Genomic DNA, 23954 nt, shown 5'->3' on the forward strand with positions numbered 1-23954 from the left:
ACGACCTCACTGGGCTGCGTCGATTCGATAGGAGAGCAGCCTTGCCTCGAACTCGGGCCAGGTCAGAGACTCACCATCGCAGATCACCTCAAGGCGGCTATCGCGCCGATAGGTGGTTTGTTGAGTGCTTGTCTCGTCTTTCACGCGATTGATCGACCACCAATCGTCCTCGCAGCGGAACACCCCCTTGAGTCGAAGAATTGGGTCAACCTGGGAGAGAAACGCGAAGAGGGCGACACGATCGAACATTTCGTCCGGGTGAAGAATCCATCCGCAGGCGCTCTGGAGTCCATCGGTGTTTTCGAAGCGTCTGGGATGCCCCGGCGCAGGGGGATCATCGAGCACGACGGTGCCCACCTCATGCTCCGACTGGTCTCCCGGTGGTTCGAACGCGTTTCGCGTCTGGTCGTGGGCGTTGGGGAACTGGGGGAGACGAATTCTTGCCCCCTCAAGGTCAAGCCAGTTGAGCGAAACCTGCCCTTGATTCGTTTCTTGAACACACAGCTTCGGCGGGTCAAACTGCTCGATCCAGTCACGACACGCTCGAACGAGTGAAGGGTCGCGCATGTCGGTCCAGTTGATGACGACGATGTCAGCCATCTGGATCTGGTCAAAGAACATGGGGCTCGATTGGAGTCGAGGATTGGCAAAGTCCTTCGGATCGACCACGCAGAGGGTCGGGCCGAGATCCAGCAGATGACCAAAGTGCTCGCCACGGAGTTGATCGATCAGCGACGCGGGATGTCCGACTCCGGTCGGCTCGATCAGGAGTCGATGGGGTTTGACCGTTCGGATCAACCGGGCCAGGAGCGGTGGCATCAAGAATGCCGTCGAGCAGCACATGCAACCGCCCCCCAGTTCGGCAACCTCCACCTCGGAATCTTGCCCCTCGTAAAGTACCTGATCGACGGGCACCAAGCCGTATTCGTTAACAAACACGGCCCATCGTTCCGCCTCGGGACGCTGGCGAATCAAGGCGTTGATCGTGGTGGTCTTCCCGGTCCCGAGAAAGCCCGTGATCAGGTTGGTTCGAATCCGATTCAAAGCAGACATCGTGGGGCAAATTCCGGTTCGTTGGCGGGTGCAAGAGTCGCGGGCACGATGACCCGGTCGGCCGTTATCGACGATCAGCGCAAAGAGCCAGCAAGCCTCTCCGAGGCGATCGCACGAGGATGGGGTTCGACGGCTCGACCGGGTAAGGTTGTCAAAATGACGCAGATCGTTTTTGATCTTGGGTCGGCCCAGGCAAGCGTTCCCGTCGATCCGGTATGTCCGAAGGTTTGATCGGAGCAACCAGGACCGCCCAGACTCGCCCCGAGCGCAAAGCCAAGGCCCCGAGGAGGATTGGCATCCGAGCGTTGATTCCGGATCATCGCGCGAGCCGTTTCGGGACGAACCACCTTGCCCTCCTGATGGAGGAATTCGGCAAGGAACCGGGCCACGTCTGGCGCCGACGCGTGAGCGCCTCCCCAGGGAGCCCCCAGCCCTCGCCAGTAAGGGCTGTTCCAGTCCCAGGACCGGGCGTCGGGATCACCTGCTCCAGACTCTGGAGCGGCACGTTCGGTCTGGCAAGGGGTTACGGCTTCCATTGGAAAACGACCGAGCCCCAGAGCGGAATGCTCCATGCCCAGGGGCCGGAAGATGGTCTGATCCACGAATTCCGGAATCTCGATTCCGCTGATTCGCCGCGCAATTTCCGAGGCCAACAAGATCGCCATGCTTGAATACCCGTAGCGGGTGCCCGGCTCGAAGACGAGCGGAGTCCGGAGGGCGTGATCGACAAACTCCGAGAGCGGGGCGTGTCGGGCGCGGAGGAGATCATTCTCAGGAAGCTGATCGGGCAAGCCCGAAACATGGGTCATCAGATGTCGGATCGTGATCTTCTTGCGGTCTTCGCCCAAGAATTCCGGAAGAAATCGATGCGCCGGGTCGTCGAGCGCGAAGGCGTCCTGATCGAACAAGGTCATCACTGCCGCAACTGACATGGGCTTCGAGATCGATCCCAGCAGGAACAGATCGTTGATCGACCGAGCCGCCCCAAAGTGACGGACGTACTCATCGTTACCCTGCCGGATGCAGAGGCTCGCCGCGCTCACCTGGCCGGTGGTCGTTGCCTGGGTAAGCACGTCCGCAACCGCTTCGCGTGGGTCGGTGTTGTCGAGGCCATAGGCGAGGCCTGGAAGGGCGCAAGCAGTCAGACTTCCAGCCTTGAGAAACGATCGACGCGTCATCATGAGAATACCTTTCAAAGAACCAACCGGAGATCAAGTTCGAGACCGGGTCGCCTGTGGCAAAACGAGGGCACTTCGGGTCGAGCCTGGGCTGGCCCCCTCCATCAGGTGATCGCGTCAGGAGCCATTTCTCGAAACAGGATGCCGTTCAAGGATCGGCTTTGAGCATAACCCTGACACGGCCGTCGGGGCAGTTGTCTCGTTGTCAATCTGAGAAGGCTCAATGTTGGATGTGGTACGATGGCGGGAAGAATGTGGCAATTTCACACTCTCGGGGTGATCTGTCGTGAGTGCTTATCCTCGGAAGGATGGCGTCAACGCAAGTCCGGACGTGATCAAACCCATGGCTCCACCCACGCTTGATTCGCTGCTGCAAACTGCATCCTGAGAATCACTCACGCTCGACGACCGTGGGTCAGCGAACGTGCGGGGGACTCGCATCACGCTATATCCTGTCAGGAGGGGAAACCCTGATTCCCGGATTCGGGAAATTCGAAGACCAGTGCGATCCCTGATGGGAGGATTTCTTGAGCAACGTGGTGAGTCCCAGGGTCATAACATTCTCTCGGCACTTGGATTTCAAGCACGTGAGGCCGGGGTTTCGTGAGGCACTCTTCTCACATGGGTCGCCTCTATCAACGTCTCTGGCGAGGTCGATTCCGTGAACGGCAGAGAAACCCGTAAGGCTCCCTTGTCGGACCACGCCGTCAGAATACAATCGCCAGCATGATCGGAACTCCTTCCAAGAACATGGTTTTGAGCAAGATTAGTGTTTCGAGCCCGGTGCATCTTGAGCGACTGGATTTCACCCCATCCGGCCCTCTGACCCAAGCGGGACGCATGATGATTGAGTTTTCAGCGAACCAAGGGTTCGTTGTCCGGCGAGGAGGGAGTCCATGGACCCGGATCAGGAATTGAGGGGGTTTGAGGGCGTTTGCCGGCTCTTTCCGTTGCCGGAAGTCGTCTTATTCCCGCATTGCGTCCTTCCCTTGCACATTTTTGAGCCACGATACCGTCAGATGACCGAGGACGCTCTGGCCGGCGATCGGTTGATTGCCATGGTCAAGCTCAAAGACGGGGCTGATTGGAATGTCGAGGAAGACCCTCCTATCGAATCCGTCGCCTGTCTCGGAAAGATTTTCGATCATCGACGGCTTGCCGATGGACGCTACAATCTGTTACTCGTCGGCATGAAACGTGTGCGTTTGCTTCACGAACTTCCGAAGGACGAACTGTTTCGCCGCGCCCGAGCCGAGCTTCTCGACGACGAGTATCCTGACGACCCGGTCGATTCGCTCCGAGACGAACTGGTTGATCAGTTTCGGAAACTCTGTGCCCGGGAAGGGCGGGTCGAACCCGAGATCGCCCGTCTTCTCGACAAGCCCATCCCGCTGGGAGTGCTTGTCGACCTCCTCGGGCATTATTTGGGGCTTCCCGGCGCGGTGAAGCAAGCGTTTCTGAACGAAACGCACGTGGAGGAGCGAGTGAAGTCGCTGATTGACATCTTGCAAGTTCACCTGAGCAACGCAGACGATCCTCGAGATGGGAGCGACTCAGGTTTCCCTCCCCCGTTTAGCCTCAACTGATCGAGAATTCTCGTTCCTGTCAGCCCAATCCATCGGGGAACGAGGCTCGGCCCGTCTTCTTTCTTACCAGGGTCATCTTCCGGGTTGAGCGTGGGCAAAGCCGGCTCACTCGGTTCGAGTTCTTGAGACGACGTTATGAACGAGTTCCCTACCGATCGCTCCGACGATCGGGAGCCGATTCCCTCCGAGACCTTCCAGGTAGACCTTGAGCGGATTCGCAAGGCCGTCCGTGAAATCCTGATCGCGGTGGGCGAGGATCCGGATCGCGAAGGACTGCTTGAAACTCCCGATCGAGTTGCTCGCATGTACGCTGAGGTCTTCCGCGGTCTTCATCAGGACCCTCGCATCCACCTCGCCAAACGGTTTACTCAGAAGTATGACGAGATGGTCACCGTACGCGACATTTCCTATTCCAGCTTCTGCGAGCACCATTTGCTCCCCTTTTCGGGGAAGGCTCACGTCGCGTATTTACCCTCGGGAAAGGTGGTTGGTCTCTCCAAGATCCCGAGAATCGTCGACGTGCTTTCGAGACGTCCTCAGGTTCAGGAAAAGCTGACCGAACAAATCGCTGACATCCTTATGGAAGAACTCGACGTTCTTGGCGTGGCGGTCGTGATGGAAGGAACTCACAGTTGCATGACCGTTCGAGGCGTGCAGAAGCCCGGCAGTACCTACATTACCAGTGCGATGCGCGGAGCTTTTCGAGACAATGTCGCAACGCGCATGGAAGTCCTCTCCTTAATCCACGGTGGGAGCCGAGGGGTGTAAGCCGGCGCCGACACAAGCACTGCGTTTTGAGAGGTCGTTCGGTATCATGGATCGCATTGTGATGGTGCGCGTGGCAATCTCGTGATCAATGCCTCTTCCACGTGTAATCGCTCGCGTTCCAACTGACCTCGCGGAATGGGAAGGCGATTTGCCCCTCCTGAACCCTCACGATCGAGTGCCTTCCTTTCTCCTTCGCCTGGAGAGTCGACACGCTTGTGGATGAAATCAGGGCTCGGGTTTACGACGATCTTCGGGGGCTCGTCTCGGGATCGCTCTCCTTCGATCCGGTGTCCCGATCCCCCTACCGGAGAGACGGGAGCCTGTTCGAGGTTGATCCCCTTGGCGTGGTTGCTCCCCGTTCGCACGATGACGTCGTGGCGGTGGTCCGATATGCCGCCTCGGAGGGAATACCAATTCATGCCCGAGGCGCCGGGACGAACCCATTCGGAGCCGCGATCGGTCCGGGGCTGGTAGTGGATTTTAGCTCTGAGCTGCGCCGGATCGTGGCGATCGGCGAATCGAGTGTCACCGTCCAGCCCGGCGTCATCCTTGATGAGATCAATGCGCAGCTGACTCCACTCGGACGACGGCTGTGGCCCGATCCTTCGGGGGCCTGGAGCCGAACCCTTGGCGGACTGATCGCCCTCGGCGGCAAAGGCCCCCGTTCACTTCGGTTCGGATCACTCTCGAGGGCACTCGTTCGGGCTCGAGTCGTCTTTTCCAACGGCGAATCGGGTGAGCTTGCCTCCGAACCCATTCTTGACACGGATTCGGGCGTGCTGGACGAGCCGTTTGATCGGACGCTTCGCCGCCGTATGTCCACCCTCCTCAACTGGCAGGCGTCAACCGCGTCGCGGAACATTGATGCCGCAGACGATCCGTTCCAGGCACTTCGAGGTCAGGAACGATTGCATCTCCAGCGAGTCCTGGATGGCTCCTTCGGAGCGCTGGGCTTGATGACAGAATTGACGCTGCAAACCAGTTCGATCCCGAACGGCCAACGGGTCCTGATCCTGCCCTTCTCACGACTCTCTGATGCCGCCGCAGCAATTCCTGACTGCCTTCGGGAAGGTCCCTCGCGGTGCGAGCTTTTCGACTGGCGTACGCTCCGACTGGCTCGGGAGCACGATCCGTTCTGGGAAGGAGCGGTCCCGGCAACGGCTGAAGCCGCCTTGATTGTCGAGTTTCTCGCAGACGACCCCTCCGTCCCCGCCAGCCAGGCTCGCGCTCTGGTTCACCGACTGGCACGCGACCCTTCCCGTCTGAACCCGGTCATCGAAATGGCCAGGGGGTCCGATTGCGAGCGGGCCCTGAACCTCCGACAGACCGTCGAACCCCGATTGATGACAATGAAAGGCCGGGCACGTCCCACGGCGCTCGTTCCGGCCCTGAACGTCCCCCCCGAATCCTGGCGCGACCTGGTTCAGCAACTTCAGATCGTCTTTCGATCACTCGATTTCAACTGGACGATTCACGGTTGTGTGGGTTCCGGAGAACTCCGAGTCCGCCCGTTTTTGGATCTCAGCGATCCGTATTGCCGAGATCGGATGCGGCCATTGGCTGACGCGATCATTGATGTCGCCGAGAGCGTTGGTGGTCGGGTCGCCCGGCCCGGCGGTTGGGGCATCGCCTCTCCCCGAAGAACAAGCAGGGCTGACCGGGGAGCAGCTGGATACCGATCGTTGAAATCGTTGCTCGATCCGATCGACTGTTTCAACCCCGGCCTCTTGGAGGATGAAACCCGGCGAAACGAGGTACGTCCGATCCGATCGTCCGCAACGCCCCCATCCACCAATCTGCCGATCATCGAACCCCGGCTCCAGTGGGACGATCGCGGCCCCCTTGAACATGCCATGGATTGTAATGGATGTGGTGGGTGCCGCTCGTTCGACCCTATGCTTCGCATTTGCCCCAGCTTCCGAGCCTCTCGACGCGAGGCGGAAAGCCCTCGCGCCATGGTCGGCCTCATCCGCGATGTCGCGTCCGGTCAGCTTGATCGATCAATCTGGGGAAGCGAAGCCGCCCGAAAAGCCGCAGAGCATTGCGTTCATTGCCGACTCTGTGAGCAAGAATGCCCCTCGGGGATCGACGTGTCGTCGATGATGCTCGAAGTCAAGGCGGCCTATGCCGAGATTCACGGCCTGAATCCCTCGGAATGGTTCCTCTCTCGGATCGAGCTCTGGTCTCGCCTCGCCAGCCAGGTTCCGGAGCTCTATAACCGGATGATCGGGACACGATCGGCCCGATGGGTCCTCGATCGGATGGTCGGTCTCTCGAAGGATCGTTGCCTTCCGAAAGCCAACCGCATTTCATTCGTCAGAAAAGCCGAGAAAGTGGGGCTCGGCGAACCGGCGGGGAATCGTTCCGGTCCTCGGGTCGTTTACTTCCTCGACATCGTGGCGAATTACTACGATCACACCATTGCCGAAGGAGTGATCGCAGTCCTTCGCCATTGCGGCGTTCAGGTCTACGTCCCGAAGCGGCAACGGGGCTGTGGCATGCCAGCGATGGTGGCCGGAGATCTCGACGCTGCCCGCGAAGCGGCACTGGCAAATCTGAGGGTTCTGGGAAGCGCTGTTCGGGAAGGACACACCGTCGTGTGTTCCGAGCCGACAGCAACCCTGATGCTCCGCCGAGAATATCTCAAACTCACCGATGACCTCGACGCCAAGCTTGTTGCGGCCAACACCATGGACGTGGGTCACTACTTGATCGGCCTTCGGTCACGCGGTCTCTTGCCAAGGCCCCATGTGCCGATTCATGCCAAGGTCGGTTATCATCTGCCATGCCATCTTCGGGCCCTGAACATCGGGATGCCCTCGTTTGACTTGATCCGTCAGATTCCTGAACTGGAGGTCGAGCATCTCGACCGGGGATGCTCGGGAATGGCCGGGACTTACGGGATGGCCCGCACCCATTTTCGAGCCTCCCTGCGATCGGGTCGAGGACTTCGGCACCGACTTCGAGATCCTGACCTGGAACTCGCCAGCGCCGAATGTTCCACCTGTCGGATGCAAATGGAACAGGGCAACCGGAAACGATCCTTTCACCCGATGACCCTGCTGGCCATGAGTTACGGCTTACTTCCCGGTCAGATGCGGACACTCCGCGAGCCTCGCGATCGCCGCTTTGCTCTGGGATAACTGGGATCGGACAGCGCTCCGCCATTTCGGTCGTGTCGCGTCCGCATGGTCTCAGTTCCCCAGGCCTTCACCTTGACGCAAGAGGCAAGGGCCGATATTGTCCGGCCGATCTTCACGTCTCGCATCCTCTCGCGGTCTGCTCGTCCGGTTCTGAGCCCCTTCGATACCACTCCTCTTCGATATGCCGGGTTGAGCGATCTTCGAAGGATCGAGGCGACCAATGCCGGCCCAGAGGTTCTGTCCGAGTGTTTCGATTCTCCGCCGAGGGATTGGCGAAGGGTCCACTCGGAGAGTCCTGACTGGGCTCGGTTCTCGGGTCGAGAGAGGAGTGTAGCCGTGCAGGGTCGCCACCAGAGCTGCGATCGGCGCCGGATCGGCGTTTGGGCCCTGATTGTGCCCCTCGCCGTACTGGCTTGCGATCGAGTCGGGGCTCAGGAAGACCCGAGTGCTGTTTCGCCTGCCAATCGTGAACCGGTCATGCTGGCTGCGGATCGGATCGCGACCTGGAACGAGGGATCGACGCGATGGGTCCGCCTCATTGGTCGAGCCGCGATCTTCCAGGGAGCCAGCGGACAGCGGTCGAAGGACGCCGTGGTCCGAATCGAGTCGCTACCCGATCCGAACGGTGCATCCTATCGTGTCCAGGTGTACGCGCAGGGAATCCCCGATCCGAACTTCTCGGCTTCATCGTCTCTCCCGTCTCCACGTCGGTCGGTACTGGAGACGAACACGGTCCAGATTCGAGAGCCGTTCACCGGGGAACCGATCCTGTCGCTCGCGCAGATCCCACCCGGCGACACCTTCTTCCTTCGCGCCCAATCCGAACTGACCCCGAATCCGGGTCAGGGTCAGCCGAACGTCCTCGCGACCCGATTTGACGATCTGGACGTTCCGGTGATCGATACGCCGCCCGTGCCGCCCTCCCCTTCTGAACCGGACGCACAGCTCCAGGCCGTCACCCTCTTCCAGATTCGTCCCGAGCTCGATCAGGAGGATCCGGCACCGGCTCCCCGTCGGACTCCCTCGGTCATCGAAATCCCTCCTCCGCCCCCAGGACCCGCGGACGATTCTCCATTCCGTGATCCCTCGGCGACGCAGTTCCGTCGGGGGGAGAGTCCGGAATCGGATTTTCCTGAAGCAACGCTTCCCGAAATTCCGCTCTTGCCCGAGATCGAGATCGACATGGGGGGCTCGGCTGAAATTCCCGAAATTCTCCCACTACCCGAGGAAGAATGGGAGGATGAGGCTCCCGCCGGTGGACGCAATGGCGATGGAATCTCCGTCATGCCACTGGACCCGGGATCGCAGCGAGTTGTGAACATCTATCCGTTAAATCCGACCCTCACGAAGTTCCGTCGGCTGGCTCGTACGAGCGACGGAACGGAGACATACATCGCGACTGGCGGCATCCAGATTGTCGTCGATGACCCGAAAATGGGACTTGTCGACATCACAGCCAGGGAAGCCGTGATCTGGACTCGCAGCAGCATGGGAGGTGGGCTTGAACTCGGAACCTCAACCCAGGCGATCGACGACCCTCTGGAAGTGTACCTCGAAGGCGATGTCGATCTTCGGCGAGACGAGCAAGAATTCGCGGGTGAGGATGATCAGGTCCGATACCAGGCCAAGCGATTTTATGCCGACTTGAAGACCGAGCGATTCCTTGCCCTCGATGCTGAGCTTGAACAATATGCGCCAGGCTTTCTCACCCCTTTACGAACAATGGCCGACTCGATCGCCCAGTATCGTGAGGTGGGGACAGGACCTGATGGTCAACCTGTACTCGGGCTTCCGACGATTCAGGCTCGAAACGCCGTGACCACTGGCAGCCCGTTTGCCAATCCCGGATACCGATTCACAAGCAGTGTCGTCGACATGTTCAAGCTCGCCCCCAACGATCGGCGGGGGCCCTTGCGCAGACGATTACTCAATCCGGTTGACCCACCGACGGATTCCGACCTGTTCTTGATTGACGCACGGAATAACACGTTTTTCCTCGGCCCCGTGCCGTTTTTTTACTGGCCACGATTCCTCACAACGACTGAGGACATCAACCCCCCTCTCCAACAGATCTCCTTCCGGGCCAACAACCTGTTCGGGCAGATGATCCTGACCGATTGGGACGGCTTTCGATTGCTCGGGCTCCGGCAACCCAAGTGGGTGGATAACTGGAACCTCGACATCGACTACTTGAGCGACCGAGGACCCGCGCTCGGGAGTGAGTTCGGCTATTTCGGCGATGATTTCTCCACGGAACTGTTCGGGACCGATCTGTTCCCAAATATCGATACCAACTATTTCGGCTACCTCGACCTCTGGGGCATTTACGACCGGGGAATCGATAACCTGGGCGGTGGTCCAGCGATTGTGACCAATGGTCCCCCCCTGTTTGTTGCCTTCCGAAACGGTGTTCCTCCGTTCCAGGACTTCCGTGGTCGGGTTCTCTACCGCCACATGCAGTCGTTCCTGGCCAAGGATGCCGATCCCCTCGACGATTTTCGAGTCCAGCTTGAAGCGGCCTACATCTCCGATCGTCACTTTCTCGAACAGTATTTCAAGCGTTTGTTCGACTCGGGGCTCGATCAACGTACCCGCGTTTACGGAATTCGCCAGTGGCGCAACCAGGCAATCACGGCGACGGCCGAGGCGATGCCACTCGACTGGTTCACCCAGTCGCAGTGGTATCCCAAGGTCGAGTATTTCCGACTCGGTGACGCTCCACTCGGACTTGGTCGATTTTTCACGTACTACCAGCGAACCGGGGTCAGCTACGCAAACACCCATACCGCCGCCGAGGTGAACAACCCGGGAATCTTCTTCGGATTCTTGCCCTTTGACCCAACCACTTCGACCAGCGGTCCCTTCCGAACCGGCCGCTTGTACACGAATCATGAAATCGATCTGCCCCTCCAGTTTCAAGCGGTCCGCGTCACTCCGTATGTCCAAGGGCAACTGATCGGCTGGGACAATCAATATACAAATCCTCTGCCTGCGCTCGGATATGATCCCTCCCTGGCAGTACAAGACTATATCCGCGGACCCCAGGGATCGATGCTTGGACGTGCCTGGGGGGCCTACGGCGCGCGAGCCGACCTCTCCTTTTACCGTGTCTTCTCGGACGTCGAAAACGATCTGTTCAACCTTCATGGACTGATGCACAAGGTCGTCCTTTATGCGGACTACCGAAACGCATACTCCACGCTCGGGCTCAATCGGATCGGCGTTCAGGAGGAACTGGACGACAACACGTATGAACTCGTTCGGCGGTACTTCGCACTGAACGAGTACGGAACTGGAGTCCTGCCCGCCCAGTATAATCCGTTGTTGCTGTCTCTCCGTCGCACAACCTCACCCATCACGGGCTCAGTTGATGTGCAGGACAGCATCCAGACAGTTCGACTGGGCACCCTTCAGCGGCTTCAGACGAAACGAGGTCCAATTGATGATCGCAGAATCATCGATTTCATGACACTCGATCTCTCAACCTTCTACTATCCCGAAGCTCAGCGCGACAATTTCGGGGTTCCGTTTGGTCAAACGCAGTACCAATACGAGTGGTTCCTCGGCGATCGAACCAGCATCGTTTCTTCTGGATGGTTCGACTATTTCGACATCGTTGGTGATCCAAGATCTCCGAACAACAACACTGATGGGATCAGTGTTGTGACAGCCGGAGTGAACATTAGCCGCCCCCCCCGAGGAAGCATGTTTGTGGCGTACTCGATCCTGAACACCGGCCCCATTAACACTTCTGCACTCAATACAAGCTTTGGATACTGGATGAGTCCCAAGTGGTACGGAACCTTCGGCGGACTTTACGATTTTGGCGAGGGAATGCTCTTGTCAACGACCTTCTCTCTCACACGCATTGGGGCAGACTTTCTCACAACGGTGGGTTTCAACTACACCCCGTTGCAAGACAATTACTCCTTCGTCTTTGAAATGGTCCCTCGGTTCAGCCCGAGAACTCGCATTGGCTCGGCGGCAGGGGTACCGTTCCGACCCGACCTCCGGTTCGCACCAATCCAATGAGCAAACCGCATCTCTCTCTGACCGGGACCCATTCTGATGACGAAGCGATTGGCTCCGAGCCGCACACTCGAGTTCTTGAACAAGAATTCGCGGACTCGTCCGGAGAAGCTCAGATCATTACAGAACCGAGACACGCGACCACTCGCTTAAAATTCGACGAAGGGGCTCGTGGGATCAAGCTGGCCATCCGCGCCGAGTCAAGTTTCTTCGCCCATGCTTATCGAGGGCTGCTCATCGCCATCTGTGCGGTGATCCTGGGAGTCTCGGCCACCGGATGGTGTTTTCTGATCATCTCGGCCGCATTGGTGCTCGTCGCAGAAACCTTCCGCTGTGCCATTATCGCGACTCTTGATCTGATGGCCGATCCGGGAGATCCCCGAGCGAGAGGTGCTCGGGAGATCGCCTCGGGCGGCTTGCTTTTCGCCTCCATCACCTCTGGATGTCTAACGGTGATGGTCTTGTCGGCGAAGTTGAGCGAGATGCTTGGTTGGTGATCGAATTCGGGCGTGGGGACTGATGTCCCGGGTCAACCCTGAGACGCTGTTCCAGATCGGAAGGAGGACCAACCTTGCTCACAATCCTCCGGAATTTTCCAGTACTCGGATCTGGACCTAGCCGATCGACCACCTCGGTCGCGATCGAAACAATGTCTCGGAATCGGTACATCTCTAGTTGCCGATTGAGGGCATCCTGGAGATGAAGTTCATCGAGGGTGGCGCCTGGTAGCAACTCGATCCGCAGACGAAATCGGTTGCGGTCCTCTTGAACCGCTTGCCATTCACGGACTTCCCGGGCATAGTCAAACGCATTTTTGAACACACTTGAAATCAACTGACGGTACTGTCCCTCATCTTTGATCCAGAAGGTGTCAGCCGATCGACCGTCGATTCGTTCGATCCGAGGCAACCGACTCCCACACCCACAGGGCTCGGTCGCCATCGTGACCACATCCCCGACTTCATACCGAAGAAATGGGAGCGTTCGATTAGCAAGATTGGTGATCAGGACCTTCGACCCTGGAGTGCCTGCAGGGACCGGGCGATTCTCCGCGTCAACGACTTCGAGGATTGCCCAGTCGCTGTTCACATGAGCGCCAGCGTCAGTCGAGCAACCGTTGCTCAGAAAGGTACATTCTCCAGTCGCGTAATTATTCATGACGTGGCATCCGAAGGCGGCTTCAATGCGCAATCGGGCGCGATCGGTCAACACCTCGCTGTTGTTGACCACCTGCGCAAGTCCGGGAGCAAGTCTGAGTTGCCCAGAATCAGCCTTCAGTGCAAGTTCTTCAAGCACGCCCGCATAGCCGGTCAAGATGGTCGGGCGAAAGTCGTTGAGCTGATCAATGACGTCCGGATCGGTCTGAGAAAGCCAGAGGACTTTCATGAACACCCGAGCCGCCCGAGGAATCGACTCGAAGACAGTCGCAGAGGGATAAAATCCTCGCTTTAACGTAACGATCGCCAGCCGAGCCGGTGAGATCACGCGCCGCATCGCTTCGATCGGGGTCGCCTTCCGAGCATTCCCGCGGGTCATCTGCAGACCAAACATCAACTCGGAAAGACGCCGGTCCTGAACGATCAGCATCGGCTGGCCCTGACTCCCCGACGTATGACTCGCAAGATATCGGCCAAGAAATGGCCGACCTTCGTTGGCGGGGTTGTCGAGAAATCGTTCAAGCTCGGCCCTTCGAATGGCCGTGTCGGTGACCACCTGATCGAAATGGGCCATCAGTTCCGACTTATTCGTAGGCGCGAGTTCCTCCAGTCGGACATTGTTCGGATCAATCCCTCGGTACTTCGAACGATAGAATGAAGAATGCGTGATCGCATGGGTTACGAGTGATTGCAGTCGCCGACGCTGAAGTTCGATCACTCGATCCTCGGGAAGCCGAGGAATTCGGTTCAGCAAGAGTGATCGTACGGTGAATCGAATCATCGACTATCCCTCACCATTCCTCGTTCCCTCGTTTCCGAAGTCCCGTCAACCCAGGATGAAACACCCCGAGCGATGTGTACGGCTCAGACTCCAGACGGTCGGACTCGCGTCGTGATCAAGTCCCGCAATGACTCGTCTGTGCCGAGAATGTCGTACCCTCGTTCAATCATCGGCACAATCGCGACGAAACTCGACGAGGCGAACGCTGATCCTTGGTCTTCGAGACCCCCTCGGAAGTGATGGAGCCAGAGGACACGCGTCCGAATCTCCCTTGGCCGGGAGAGGTGCAGCGAGTACCCTATCAAAGACCTCCCTCGGTGATGGAGCGAATCGAGGAATGGTCCCTTTTCCGAATGGACGACGGCAACGATGCACATCAGCGACATCCTTGATCAGCACCAGACCACCTTCAGCTTCGAGTTCTTCCCTCCGAAAACCTCCAAGGCCTCGGAAGAACTCTTTCAGACGATCAGCCAGCTCCAGGAGCTGCAACCCTCGTTTGTGTCGGTCACCTATGGCGCCGGTGGCACGACCCGAGATCGGACTCATGAGCTGATCGTTCGAATTCAGAACGAGACGAACCTGACCGCCGTCTCGCATCTGACCTCCGTCTGCCACACCCGAGAGGAACTGGTGGCGATCCTCGATCGCTACGCCGCCTCGGGGATCGAAAACATTCTGGCGCTTCGCGGAGATCCGCCCCGCGATCTGTCAGGATACGACCGCGCGAACGACGCGTTCCAATACGCCGAGGAACTCGTTCGGTTTATCGCCAGCCACCCGAACCCGCCCGATCCCCGCGGCTTCGGGATTGGCGTCGCCGGCTTTCCGGAAGGCCATCCTTCAACCCCGAATCGCCTTCATGAGCTTGACTACCTGAAACGGAAGGTTGACGCCGGAGCACAATATATTTGCACACAACTTTTCTTCGAAAACCGAGACTTTTTTGACTTTCGAGAACGCTGTGAGATGGCTGGAATCACTGTGCCAATCATCGCCGGAATCATGCCGATCACGTCTCGCCAGGGAATGATCCGGATGGCTGATCTGGCACTTGGAGCACGGTTTCCGGCCCGACTCATTCGTGCAATCGAGCGATGTGCACCCGAGTACTCGACCGAGCAGGTTTCCAAGGTCGGCATCCATTGGGCAACGGAGCAGTGTCGAGACTTACTCGATGCACACGTCCGAGGCATCCATTTTTACACACTGAACAAGAGTGACGCGACCCGTCAAATATACGAAAATCTTGGCGTGAAAGACTCGATTGCCCTCCGAAGTTCTCCGGTATAATCGTCTCAAGTTCTACTCCACCGCTTGATCAGGCTACGCCAAGCGTTCTCCGCTCTGGGAATTGCGACCGCTTGGCGTTCGTCCAAATTGCCTCTAAGGCAAGTCGCTCGTATGCCAGAATCATCTTCTCGTACTCGCGATCTTTCCTGCCTTCTCGTCTCCAAGCTTGTTCCAGTGGGGGAGAATCGAGAATCGATTCCAAGCGGGCGAGCAGAGTCTCAGGCTGGGTTGGATCAAACACGACGACGGTGGGGTCCGCCCGTACATACTCGTCGATCCCAATCACCTCGCTCTGAATCAAGGGCTTACAAAGCTCCTTCTTGATTGAAACAATCTCTGGACTGAGATCACGCTGGGAGACATCCACAATCACATCAGCAGCAGCCAGTGCATTGTTTACGACAAAATCCTCGAACATTGAGATAAATCGAACTCGACTCCCATGAAGCCGAGACGGTTCGGTTCGAGTGAGCCACTGCCCCAGTTCCGGAACACCAAGGATCAGAGCGACAACATCTCGATCTGAACGGACAAGTCTTGCCCTTTGATCGAGGAACATCCCGATCTGATCTTCCTCAGTATCGTGCAGACATGCCAAAACGATCGTCGATCGAGAGAGACCGAACCAACGGCGTGCGTCATCTCGTTCCGGTAACTCGGAAACAGGTCGCCCAGCCTCTCGAACGGTCTCAAAATTCCAGCACGTCTCGAGAGGCGTGTAGAGATTGCGAATTCGCCGGGCCGGGAAGACCACGCGAGACGCCTCGGAAAATGCTTGAATTGCTGTGTGCGCCCCATCGCGATCGAGTGTCAGAAAAGCATCCCGAAAATCAACTGCTTCCCGAATCGTCCAGATTGAAGGGATTCTTGCAAGCCGCGCGGCATGGAGAGTTGAATATTGATCGAGCCCGATGACGTGAATGAGATCATAATCGTGATGGTCAAAGTGATCAGCGAGGATCTGAATCCTGTCCGCGATCGGTTGACGGTCGTCGATCGGCACGACAGAAACTGGGAAGCCTTCGTTCCGGAGCATGGTCCCCATTGCTCCGTCGATCCGACAACAGACTTCCGCAGCAAGCTTGCCCCGATGACGATATCCCTCGATCAGGTTTCTCACGAACCGTGACGACCCACGCCCATCGAGCCGACCGAGGTCGATCAGAACTCGAATTGGTTGATCCCCGAGTGACTCCGGAGCTGCCATCGGCCGCGTACTGATCCCCGGCTGATGATCGTCCCGGATCAGCGCCGGATGATAATAGGGGTCGGTTCGATGTCCCCAGCGTTCCAGAAAACGCTTCTCTTCTTGGGGGTCTAGTGTGAATCCTCGTGAGGCTCCCTCAAAATGGAACAATTCGGCCCTCGGCGCATAAACGCACCGAAGCCCAATCTCCGCAAGCCGCAAGCAAAAATCAACATCATTGAACCCAACAGCGAACTGGTGCTCGTCGAATCCGCCGATTTTCAAATAGGTGTCTTTTTTGACAAGCAGGCAAGCTGCCGTTACGGCACTGACATTCCGCGCAACCCGCTCAAAAAACTGAAGATCGGTGTGCCACCACGGAAGCCCCTTGAACAGATGACCGGGAGCACCGTCGAACAGATCCGTCACAATCCCAACGTGCTGAAGTCGTCCATCCGGATAAAGCAATCGCGCTCCCACCGCCCCCACTCCGGGAAGCTTTCCGTAACCGACCAGTTGACTCAGCCATTCGGATCGGACAACTTCTGTATCATTGTTGAGAAGAACAACAAACTCAATTGTGTTTTCGAGGTTCTCAATTGCTTGATTATGAATTTTTGCGTAACTGAATCCACTTTCGTCATTTTCAATGCGGATCACCCGACATCGCGAGTCGAGTTGGGCAAAGTATTCGAGGGTTTCTTCCTCCTGGCTTCCGTTGTCGATCACAACGATTTCGTAATCCTGATAGGTTGTCCGCTCTCGAATGGATTCTAGACAGCGATGGAGCAGGTCCACCCGGTCCCGCGTTGGAATCAGGATGGCAACCTTCGGACCTCGATCCGGAAAATCCAACTCAAACGCCGGCACACGTAATCGTGAAGCCCAGGCAGGTTGAGCGATCCGAGCATCAATCCCCCTCCGACGAAGTGCACTGTCCAGAGCAAGGGCGGAATGACGGATGGTTTCCACAGAGCAGCAGTCAACCGGATCCTCTGCTGTTCGATTCGCTGGCACCGAACTAAGAACCCTGGGCACTCGCACGATTCGGTCAGACTGCTCAGCGATCCGCAGGACCAGATCGTAAGGCCAAGCCTGCCCAAACTCAGGTCGCAATCCACCGACCATCTCGAAGATTGATCGACGAACTGCGAACATACCTCCCACTGCCTGATAAGCAAGCATGAGTTCAGGAGACCATTCTGGGCGAAACCTGGGATCAAATCGATGCCCGTTTGCCTCGATCCGGTCTTCATCCGCGAAGATCAGATCAAGAGGCTCCTGGGTTGCGTCAATCGTTCGAGCGAACTCGAGGAGAGCCTCCTCATGAAGAATCGCGCAGTGGTTCACAAAAACAAGATAATCACTCGCAGATTGTTCCGTTGCCGTTTGGATTGATTCAACACGCCGGGGATCATCGCTGACAACGGTTGTCTGACCATCCGTCATGACTGCAGCCAACTCGGAACCACCGACGAGCACCACATCTCGATCCGGATAACTTTGCCTTCGCACTGACGCCACCGTTTCTCGGAGTTGACGGAGATTGGTGTGGTCCTGCGGAACGATCACCGAAAAGGTGGGTCGATTCTCGAGCTGCTTCCAATGCGCAATCTGTTCTTCCATGGAAGAAGATTGATTCTGGAGCCAGAGTTCGTAGGGGTCTCGCCGAGGTGGAATCCATTGAAGAATGTCATTGCGATCTCGCGTCACCACAGGACGTTCTTGCTCGACCCTCGCCGGACACTCCTCGATCGTCGGTGCTTTCAATGGCTCCAAAGCATTCGCGTCATCAACCGGCACATCGGGCGCAATCGATTTGTCGCCAGGCGAGCGGAGCAAGCCAAGACGTTGACGCAGCGAACGCATCACTGTTCCTGGCATATGGACTCGTCTTCGAATCGCTCGTAACGCCCGAATTATCCGCTCAAGGGTCTGACTCAGGGCATGACGGACCAAGGATGATCGAAGCGCCGCCAATTCGGCCTCCGCTTGCCGGAAGTCGTCGGAGGCCTGTCTGGACTGCTCGAACAGTTCGCTGATGCGTTGATTGCGCGACTCGACTTCCGATTCGAGCCAGGTGGCATACAGCTTGCGCTCGATCAGTTGGCCTCGCAGCAGCCGAATCAATCGATCTCGTTCGACCCGGCGGGAGTCTGCCGTCAAAATTCTCAGGGCCTGTTCCGTCAGGTGAGTGTCCAGACCATGGTTGATCTGATCTTCGATCCGATCGATCCATTCGTCCGAACTGGGTTGTCGCCAAGGCGAGTCCATTTTGGGATCGGCGACTCGCCGAGCGTTGGTGTTCATTGCCGAGTTGTTCGGCAGATGCACCTGATCGGACATGACCGGCGACTCCATTCGGGGGGTCGTGTCGGATGTTGGGAGCAAGCGATCCTCAGGAGACCGCCAGGTCGATCCCTGGTGGCATACCGAGAATAATGAATGGGGTCAATCCGAACCGACGCTAGCACGTCGGTCCATCTCATCCAGGAGACTCGTTGTGAGCGCACCTGCTGCCCTTGTTGGTCTGCTCAGCCTGCTGGCGGCCTTCCCCCTCGGTTCAGGTCTGCCCGAACTCGAAGGCTCGTCTCTCATCCCGGCCGATGGAAACCGCGTGGTGGTGATCGGCGACAGCATCACGCAAGCCGGAGATTATGTTGTTTTCCTCGAGACGTTCCTGCTCACGCGATTTCCCGATCGTACCATCACCGTGATCAACCACGGTCTGAGCAGCGAAACCGCGGCCGGAACCAGTGAACCGGATCACCCGTTTCCTCGCCCCTGGATTCACGATCGATTCGATCGCGACGTGACCGCCTGGAATCCCGACATCGTCGTCGCGTGTTACGGCATGAACGATGGGATTTATCACCCCTTCGCTCCCGAGCGATTCGAGCCGTATCAACGCGGCATCCTTCGACTGATCGATCGGTCTCAAACCGATGCAACAGCGCGAATTGACCTGCTCACCCCTCCACCCTACGACCCCTACCAGCGACAGGTCAGCGACCCGGATGCCAGGGAGTTCGGCTACCGCTTCCCTGTGGTCAATTACGATTCCGTCCTGGCCCATTATGCGGCCTGGCTGCGATCGTTGGCCGGTGATCACCTCCTCGTCGCCGACGTGAATACCTCGCTGGCCAAACATGTTGAGAAGCGGAGGGCCGATCGGGTCAGTTTCACGATCATGCCCGATGGCGTGCATCCCAACCCGACCGGACATTGGCTCATCGCCCAGACCTTACTCAAAGCCTGGAATGTCCCATCAATCGTCGCCGAGGTCCAGATCGACGCCAAGACGCTCCAAACCTCATCCGATCAGGTGGCACACCTCACGAGACGCGATGGAGGGCTCTCGTTCACCTGGCGATCCCCCTTGCCAATGCCCATCGACCCACGCTGCGACCCGGAATCGATCCGTCTCGAACAGGTCGTTGATCGGCTAAACCGTTACCGCCTCACCGTCACGGGGTTGGAGGAAGGCCACTACCGCCTGCTTGCCTCCGAGTCGGGATCGGGGAAGCCTCAACCGATGCTCGTCGTGAGCTCTTCAGAGCTTGCCGAAGGGATCGACCTGACGAGCATCGCGGACTTTCCAACCGTCGTTGCCGCTCAGGGGATTTTGCAAGCGGTCGCCTCCCATCGATCCGCTCAGGCCCAGGCCTGGAGAGAATCGATCAAGAGCGGGGAACCTTCGAGCATTCCTCCACCCGGTGAGGATGATGATATGATGCGGCCGATCCGCGAGCAGTGCCAGCCACGCAACCTTCGCTTGCGAATTGAGCCGGTCGCGAACCAGACACCGTAACGAGGCTCCGATCGGACCGGCCCCATTGCACCGTTACTCTTTGACGACCCGGACACTGACCGGGTCGTCGAAATCGGCATCGAGGGCCTTGGCCCGATCGAGGGTCAATTCTCCGGTTTGCAACCAGAGCCGATAGCGAACGTTCAGTGGTTGATCTTCGGTCAGGAGGTACTCGAAGTACGAGCCAAAGCGGCCGTAATCCCGCTCACTATAGCGGGCCTCTTTGGGGTTCTCGGGATGGTCGAGGTACGCGACGGAATAGCGGTCACCGTCAATCACGAAGCTCATGGCGTTCCAGGGCAGATTTACCGGGCCCTCGCCCGTCTTCGGTTCCCAGTTTCTCGTTTCTCCAGGCTTCCCCGGGCCGTCGACACGGAGGTAATACGTCTGGTCCTTTGAGACTTCAGCCACATGGTTGTCCGCTCGGAAGTGGACTCCGGCATGCTGAGGGTCGCCGTCGAGCTTCACCGGTCCGGCCTTGGTTTCGACCCGAGCGGCGAAGTCGATGAAATACCCTTCCTCCGCCGCGTAGGCGGTGACCTCCCGGGATTCGAGAGCGAAGATTTCCCCTTCCTGTCCATGCCAACCAACGGTGATGAGATGACGACCAAGCACCGGCCCGGCCTCCTCGGCAAGCGTTTCCTGATACGACTGGAAGGCGTTTCCACGGGCGTGCCAGACGTCGGCTTGCTTGTCGTCGCCGTAACTGACGCGATTAAACCCGAAGAACAGGCCCCGGTGGTGGGTGAACAGTCCACCCGCCCCTTTGCTGAGGCGTCGACCGTCGGGGGCGAACAGGTGGTGGAAGGGTTTGTAGGTCAACTCGCGAGCCTCAGGGCTCGACTCGTCCAGTTTGGGTCGCACGAGTTGTAAGATCGGCTGGTCTCCCCGGACGAGCAGATCCCCCTCGTCCGACGTCTTCCACGAGAACGACGGGATGCTGCTCAGGTCGGCACCGGATTCCGAAACGTCGAAGCGAACCGTCTCTCCCTTCGCCAGTTCGGGCAGGATGAAGTGAAGTTCTCGGACAACGCCATCGGAAGGCTCGCCGGGCTGGCTTAAGAGCGAGGGTTCGGTCAACTGGCCCAGCAGCGTCTCGCCATCGATCGACTTGAGAATCACCACATCGCCCTTGGCGAACGCCTCGGGCAACGTCAGGACGGCGGAAACCGGTGTGCGAATGCGGTCGTGCGTTCCGGCATCGACCTCAATCGCGATCGACTGAGCCAGCCCTGGCAACGCCAAGAACAGAAGGATCGGCAGGGCACCCAGGGACACGGTAACACGGCGACGCATGGCAATCTTCTCCTGATTCCAAGACCAAACAAACCGCCATCGTAGCCCATCACCCGGAACGAGTCGCCCATCCGATCTGAAAAATCTTCTTTCAATCGCTGTTGGAGATGTCATCCTGGGAAATGCTTCGGGGCGAACAGGCCGCCCCGATATTCGACCACGGGGAGAGACCGCTCATGGCTCGCACGACGCGACGGACATTCCTCTCGGGCTCGGTAGCGGCGATCGGCGCCGGGTTCGCGATTGGTGGAACCAAGGCCTCCGGCCGGATTCTTGGTGCCAACGACACCATCAATCTCGCTGTCGCTGGACTGAACGGCCGAGGCGGCGCCCATGTTGGCGAGTTCGCCGGAATGCCAGGGGTTCGCCTCAGTCACCTCGTCGATCCGGATGTCCGAACGTTTGACAAGCGCGTCAAGCAAACGGTCGAACGCGGCGGGGCAACCCCGAAGACGGTGCAGGACATCCGCGAGGTGCTCGACAACCCCGATGTCCACGCCATCTCGATCGCAACGCCAAACCACTGGCACGCCTTGATGTCGATCTGGGCCTGTCAGGCGGGCAAGGATGTGTACGTCGAGAAGCCATGTAGCCACAACATCCACGAAGGTCGGATCGCCGTCGAGGCGGCTCGCAAGTACGACCGGATTGTCCAGCACGGCACGCAGGGCCGCTCCAGCCGATCATGGGCCGAACTGCTCGAAATCACTCGATCCGGCCGATACGGCAAGTTGCTTGTCTCCCGAGGACTCTGCTACAAGCCTCGCCCCAGCATCGGCTTCAAGCCGGTTCAGACACCCCCGTCGGAAGTCGACTTCTCGCTCTGGCTCGGCCCTGCTCAGGAAACCCCGTTCCACGAAAATCTTGTCCATTACAACTGGCACTGGTTCTGGGACTTCGGCAACGGCGACATCGGCAACCAGGGGGTCCACCAGATGGACGTCGCCCGCTGGATGATTCCCGACGCAACCCATCCGACAAGCGTCGTGAGCCTGGGCGGTCGATTCGGCTACGAGGATCAAGGGGAAACCGCCAACACTCAGGTTTCCGTCATGGACTTCGACGGCACGATGCTCATCTTCGAGGTCCGAGGCCTTCCGACCGACGACTACAAGGGCCAGAAAGTCGGCAACGTCCTTCACTACGAGGAGGGGATCGTCTCCGGTGGTCGCTTCTATCCGAAGGGTCAGGGAGACGGCGAGCCACTTCCCAGGGTTGACGCAAACCGAGGCCCCGGAAACGGCCACTTCGCCAACTTCATCGAAGCCGTCCGGAGCCGGAAGACCGACGACCTGAACGCCGACATCCTGGAAGGGCACTATTCCAGCGCCGCCTGCCACCTGGCCAACGTCTCCTATCAACTTGGCGCTCCCGAGTCATTCGATTCCATCGACCAGGCCATCGGCTCCGATGAAGCCGTCCAGGAGACAGTCGAACGAATGGTTGAGCATCTCAAGGATGACAACGCTCTGGCGATTGAAGGGATGCAGTACCGTCTGGGCCGTCGGCTCCGCTTCAACCCGGAAACCGAGCGGTTCATCGATGACGATCGTGCCAATGCACTGCTGACCCGCCCTTATCGCGCTCCCTTCGTGGTGCCCGAGTCACTGGCCTGAGCCGGGCGGGATTTCCCGACACCTTTCCCCTCCGAATTGACCAAAGGGGAAAAGGTGTCGGGGCCGGCTTCTACATCCATCGCGATGAGAGGGACCTTTCCGAGACTTCATCCTGATCGTATGCAAGAACCACTCAAGCCTCTCCCGACCTCAGCGAAGAACTGAAGAAGGATCCAACGAGATCGTTTCTCGACCTGACTCGCAGCGCGCAGATGCTCGGAGAGGATTGGCACTCAATGTCCAAACGATGCCCCTATTGTGATGAGGAAATCCAGGACGCCGCGATCAAGTGCAAGCATTGCCTGACCTGGCTCGATTCTGGAAGAAACGCCTCCCCCTTATCCCCGCATGCCTGGGATGTTGGGCCCGGCAAAGGCGGCTGGAGCTTGGGAACGCTCCGCCGACCAAAACATGACCGGATGGTTGCCGGAGTCTGCTCAGCCTTCGGTCGCCTGCTCGGCATCGATCCGACCTTGATTCGGATCACGTATGCCGTGGTCACGTTCTTCACGGCTGGCATTCCGGGAATCATTCTGTATATCATCTTGGCGCTGGTGATTCCGATGGAAGACGACCCGGATCGCTGGACCGATTGATTGCTTGAGTGAGGGCCATTGCTTGATTGCCATGACCACCACCCGGATCGGACTCGCCCTGCGCCTGATCGGTCCGGTACTGGAGATTGCCTGCATCGGTCTGTTGCTCGGCAATTTCGGTCACAATCGGTCCCTGTTTGGCCAACCCGTCGAGCCTCTGCTCTATCTCGGGGTGGCCCTTGGCCTGGCAATGGTGGCTCTTGGCCTCGGGCTCAGTACCGCTCGTCCCGGCCGGCGAACAAGACGCCCCAGTGATGCCGCTCGTCCGGAATGATCGGCGCCCTTCTCTCCCACTCCGCTTCCGCCCGGTTGACCGGCACCGTCCTGTCAGCATCTGATCGATCGGGAATCCCACGGCGGGGTTCCTGAACTGCCTGCCCTTTCTCGGACGGACCCCTTCATGGAGTCAGTGAATGATCCCGCGCCTTCCCGACCCGTGCCGGTGACGGGAGATCATGCGT

Annotated in this window: 15 protein-coding genes; 10 read left to right on the top strand and 5 right to left on the bottom strand. The window is 58.4% G+C overall.

From position 1 onward, the window contains the following. Positions 1 to 6: 6 nt before the first annotated feature. Positions 7 to 1053, bottom strand: a complete 1047-nt coding sequence (locus tag GA615_RS02740) for a CobW family GTP-binding protein (protein ID WP_152049740.1) — start codon at positions 1051 to 1053, stop codon at positions 7 to 9. Between the two features lie 74 nt (positions 1054 to 1127). Beyond that, positions 1128 to 2234 carry a serine hydrolase domain-containing protein gene (locus tag GA615_RS02745; RefSeq protein ID WP_201750092.1) on the bottom strand — a complete coding sequence of 369 codons (1107 nt, stop codon included), beginning with the start codon at positions 2232 to 2234 and terminating at the stop codon, positions 1128 to 1130. Between the two features lie 893 nt (positions 2235 to 3127). On the opposite strand from GA615_RS02745, the gene GA615_RS02750 reads away from it, so the two are divergent. From GA615_RS02750 to GA615_RS28635, 5 genes are all read left to right on the top strand, one after another. Further along, positions 3128 to 3817: an LON peptidase substrate-binding domain-containing protein gene (locus GA615_RS02750; protein ID WP_152049741.1), complete on the top strand. Its 690-nt coding sequence runs from the start codon at positions 3128 to 3130 to the stop codon at positions 3815 to 3817. Positions 3818 to 3952: 135 nt separating this feature from the next. After that, a complete protein-coding gene (gene folE / locus GA615_RS02755) occupies positions 3953 to 4585 on the top strand; it encodes a GTP cyclohydrolase I FolE (protein ID WP_152049742.1) in 633 nt (210 codons plus the stop codon). A 215-nt stretch (positions 4586 to 4800) separates the two neighbouring features. Beyond that, complete coding sequence (locus GA615_RS02760; protein WP_152049743.1) at positions 4801 to 7728, top strand: FAD-binding and (Fe-S)-binding domain-containing protein; 2928 nt, start codon at positions 4801 to 4803, stop codon at positions 7726 to 7728. A gap of 336 nt (positions 7729 to 8064) precedes the next feature. Further along, entirely contained in the window at positions 8065 to 11760 is a 3696-nt protein-coding gene (locus GA615_RS02765) for a hypothetical protein (protein ID WP_152049744.1), read from the top strand. After that, on the top strand, positions 11757 to 12254 hold the full coding sequence (locus tag GA615_RS28635) for a diacylglycerol kinase family protein (RefSeq protein ID WP_152049745.1): 498 nt from the start codon (positions 11757 to 11759) through the stop codon (positions 12252 to 12254). Before GA615_RS02765 ends, GA615_RS28635 begins: the two co-directional genes overlap by 4 nt. On the opposite strand, the gene GA615_RS02775 is transcribed toward GA615_RS28635, so the two are convergent. Continuing rightward, a complete protein-coding gene (locus tag GA615_RS02775; protein ID WP_152049746.1) occupies positions 12190 to 13695 on the bottom strand; it encodes a phenylacetate--CoA ligase family protein in 1506 nt (501 codons plus the stop codon). The genes GA615_RS28635 and GA615_RS02775 overlap by 65 nt on opposite strands. Before the next feature lie 369 nt (positions 13696 to 14064). On the opposite strand from GA615_RS02775, the gene metF reads away from it, so the two are divergent. Continuing rightward, positions 14065 to 14988, top strand: a complete 924-nt coding sequence (gene metF, locus GA615_RS02780) for a methylenetetrahydrofolate reductase [NAD(P)H] (protein WP_152049747.1) — start codon at positions 14065 to 14067, stop codon at positions 14986 to 14988. 28 nt (positions 14989 to 15016) lie between these two features. On the opposite strand, the gene GA615_RS02785 is transcribed toward metF, so the two are convergent. Beyond that, the gene (locus GA615_RS02785; RefSeq protein WP_161602130.1) at positions 15017 to 18520 is read right to left on the bottom strand and encodes a glycosyltransferase; all 3504 of its coding nucleotides are present in this window, start codon (positions 18518 to 18520) and stop codon (positions 15017 to 15019) included. Between the two features lie 157 nt (positions 18521 to 18677). On the opposite strand from GA615_RS02785, the gene GA615_RS02790 reads away from it, so the two are divergent. Next, entirely contained in the window at positions 18678 to 19985 is a 1308-nt protein-coding gene (locus GA615_RS02790) for an SGNH/GDSL hydrolase family protein (protein WP_161602131.1), read from the top strand. 33 nt (positions 19986 to 20018) lie between these two features. Here the strand turns inward: GA615_RS02790 and GA615_RS02795 are convergent, their stop codons facing one another. Continuing rightward, the gene (locus GA615_RS02795; protein ID WP_161602132.1) at positions 20019 to 21281 is read right to left on the bottom strand and encodes a DUF6807 family protein; all 1263 of its coding nucleotides are present in this window, start codon (positions 21279 to 21281) and stop codon (positions 20019 to 20021) included. Between the two features lie 176 nt (positions 21282 to 21457). Between GA615_RS02795 and GA615_RS02800 the strand changes: the two genes are divergently transcribed. From GA615_RS02800 to GA615_RS02810, 3 genes are all read left to right on the top strand, one after another. Continuing rightward, positions 21458 to 22897 carry a Gfo/Idh/MocA family protein gene (locus GA615_RS02800; protein WP_152049751.1) on the top strand — a complete coding sequence of 480 codons (1440 nt, stop codon included), beginning with the start codon at positions 21458 to 21460 and terminating at the stop codon, positions 22895 to 22897. Positions 22898 to 23133: 236 nt separating this feature from the next. After that, complete coding sequence (locus GA615_RS02805; RefSeq protein ID WP_152049752.1) at positions 23134 to 23493, top strand: PspC domain-containing protein; 360 nt, start codon at positions 23134 to 23136, stop codon at positions 23491 to 23493. A 22-nt stretch (positions 23494 to 23515) separates the two neighbouring features. Continuing rightward, positions 23516 to 23767: a DUF4175 domain-containing protein gene (locus tag GA615_RS02810; protein ID WP_161602133.1), complete on the top strand. Its 252-nt coding sequence runs from the start codon at positions 23516 to 23518 to the stop codon at positions 23765 to 23767. The last annotated feature ends 187 nt before the right edge of the window (positions 23768 to 23954 follow it).

The sequence above is a fragment of the Tautonia marina genome, assembly GCF_009177065.1.
Classification (GTDB): Bacteria; Planctomycetota; Planctomycetia; order Isosphaerales; family Isosphaeraceae; genus Tautonia; species Tautonia marina.

Bases quoted from the DNA above. Each gene is read 5' to 3' on its own strand.
- GA615_RS02745 (WP_201750092.1), bottom strand. From the start codon at position 2,234: ATGATGACGCGTCGATCGTTTCTCAAGGCTGGAAGTCTGACTGCTTGC.
- GA615_RS02775 (WP_152049746.1), bottom strand. From the start codon at position 13,695: ATGATTCGATTCACCGTACGATCACTCTTGCTGAACCGAATTCCTCGG.
- GA615_RS28635 (WP_152049745.1), top strand. From the start codon at position 11,757: ATGAGCAAACCGCATCTCTCTCTGACCGGGACCCATTCTGATGACGAA.
- GA615_RS02800 (WP_152049751.1), top strand. From the start codon at position 21,458: ATGGCTCGCACGACGCGACGGACATTCCTCTCGGGCTCGGTAGCGGCG.
- GA615_RS02750 (WP_152049741.1), top strand. From the start codon at position 3,128: ATGGACCCGGATCAGGAATTGAGGGGGTTTGAGGGCGTTTGCCGGCTC.
- GA615_RS02785 (WP_161602130.1), bottom strand. From the start codon at position 18,520: ATGTCCGATCAGGTGCATCTGCCGAACAACTCGGCAATGAACACCAAC.
- folE (WP_152049742.1), top strand. From the start codon at position 3,953: ATGAACGAGTTCCCTACCGATCGCTCCGACGATCGGGAGCCGATTCCC.
- GA615_RS02740 (WP_152049740.1), bottom strand. From the start codon at position 1,053: ATGTCTGCTTTGAATCGGATTCGAACCAACCTGATCACGGGCTTTCTC.
- metF (WP_152049747.1), top strand. From the start codon at position 14,065: ATGCACATCAGCGACATCCTTGATCAGCACCAGACCACCTTCAGCTTC.
- GA615_RS02795 (WP_161602132.1), bottom strand. From the start codon at position 21,281: ATGCGTCGCCGTGTTACCGTGTCCCTGGGTGCCCTGCCGATCCTTCTG.
- GA615_RS02805 (WP_152049752.1), top strand. From the start codon at position 23,134: ATGTCCAAACGATGCCCCTATTGTGATGAGGAAATCCAGGACGCCGCG.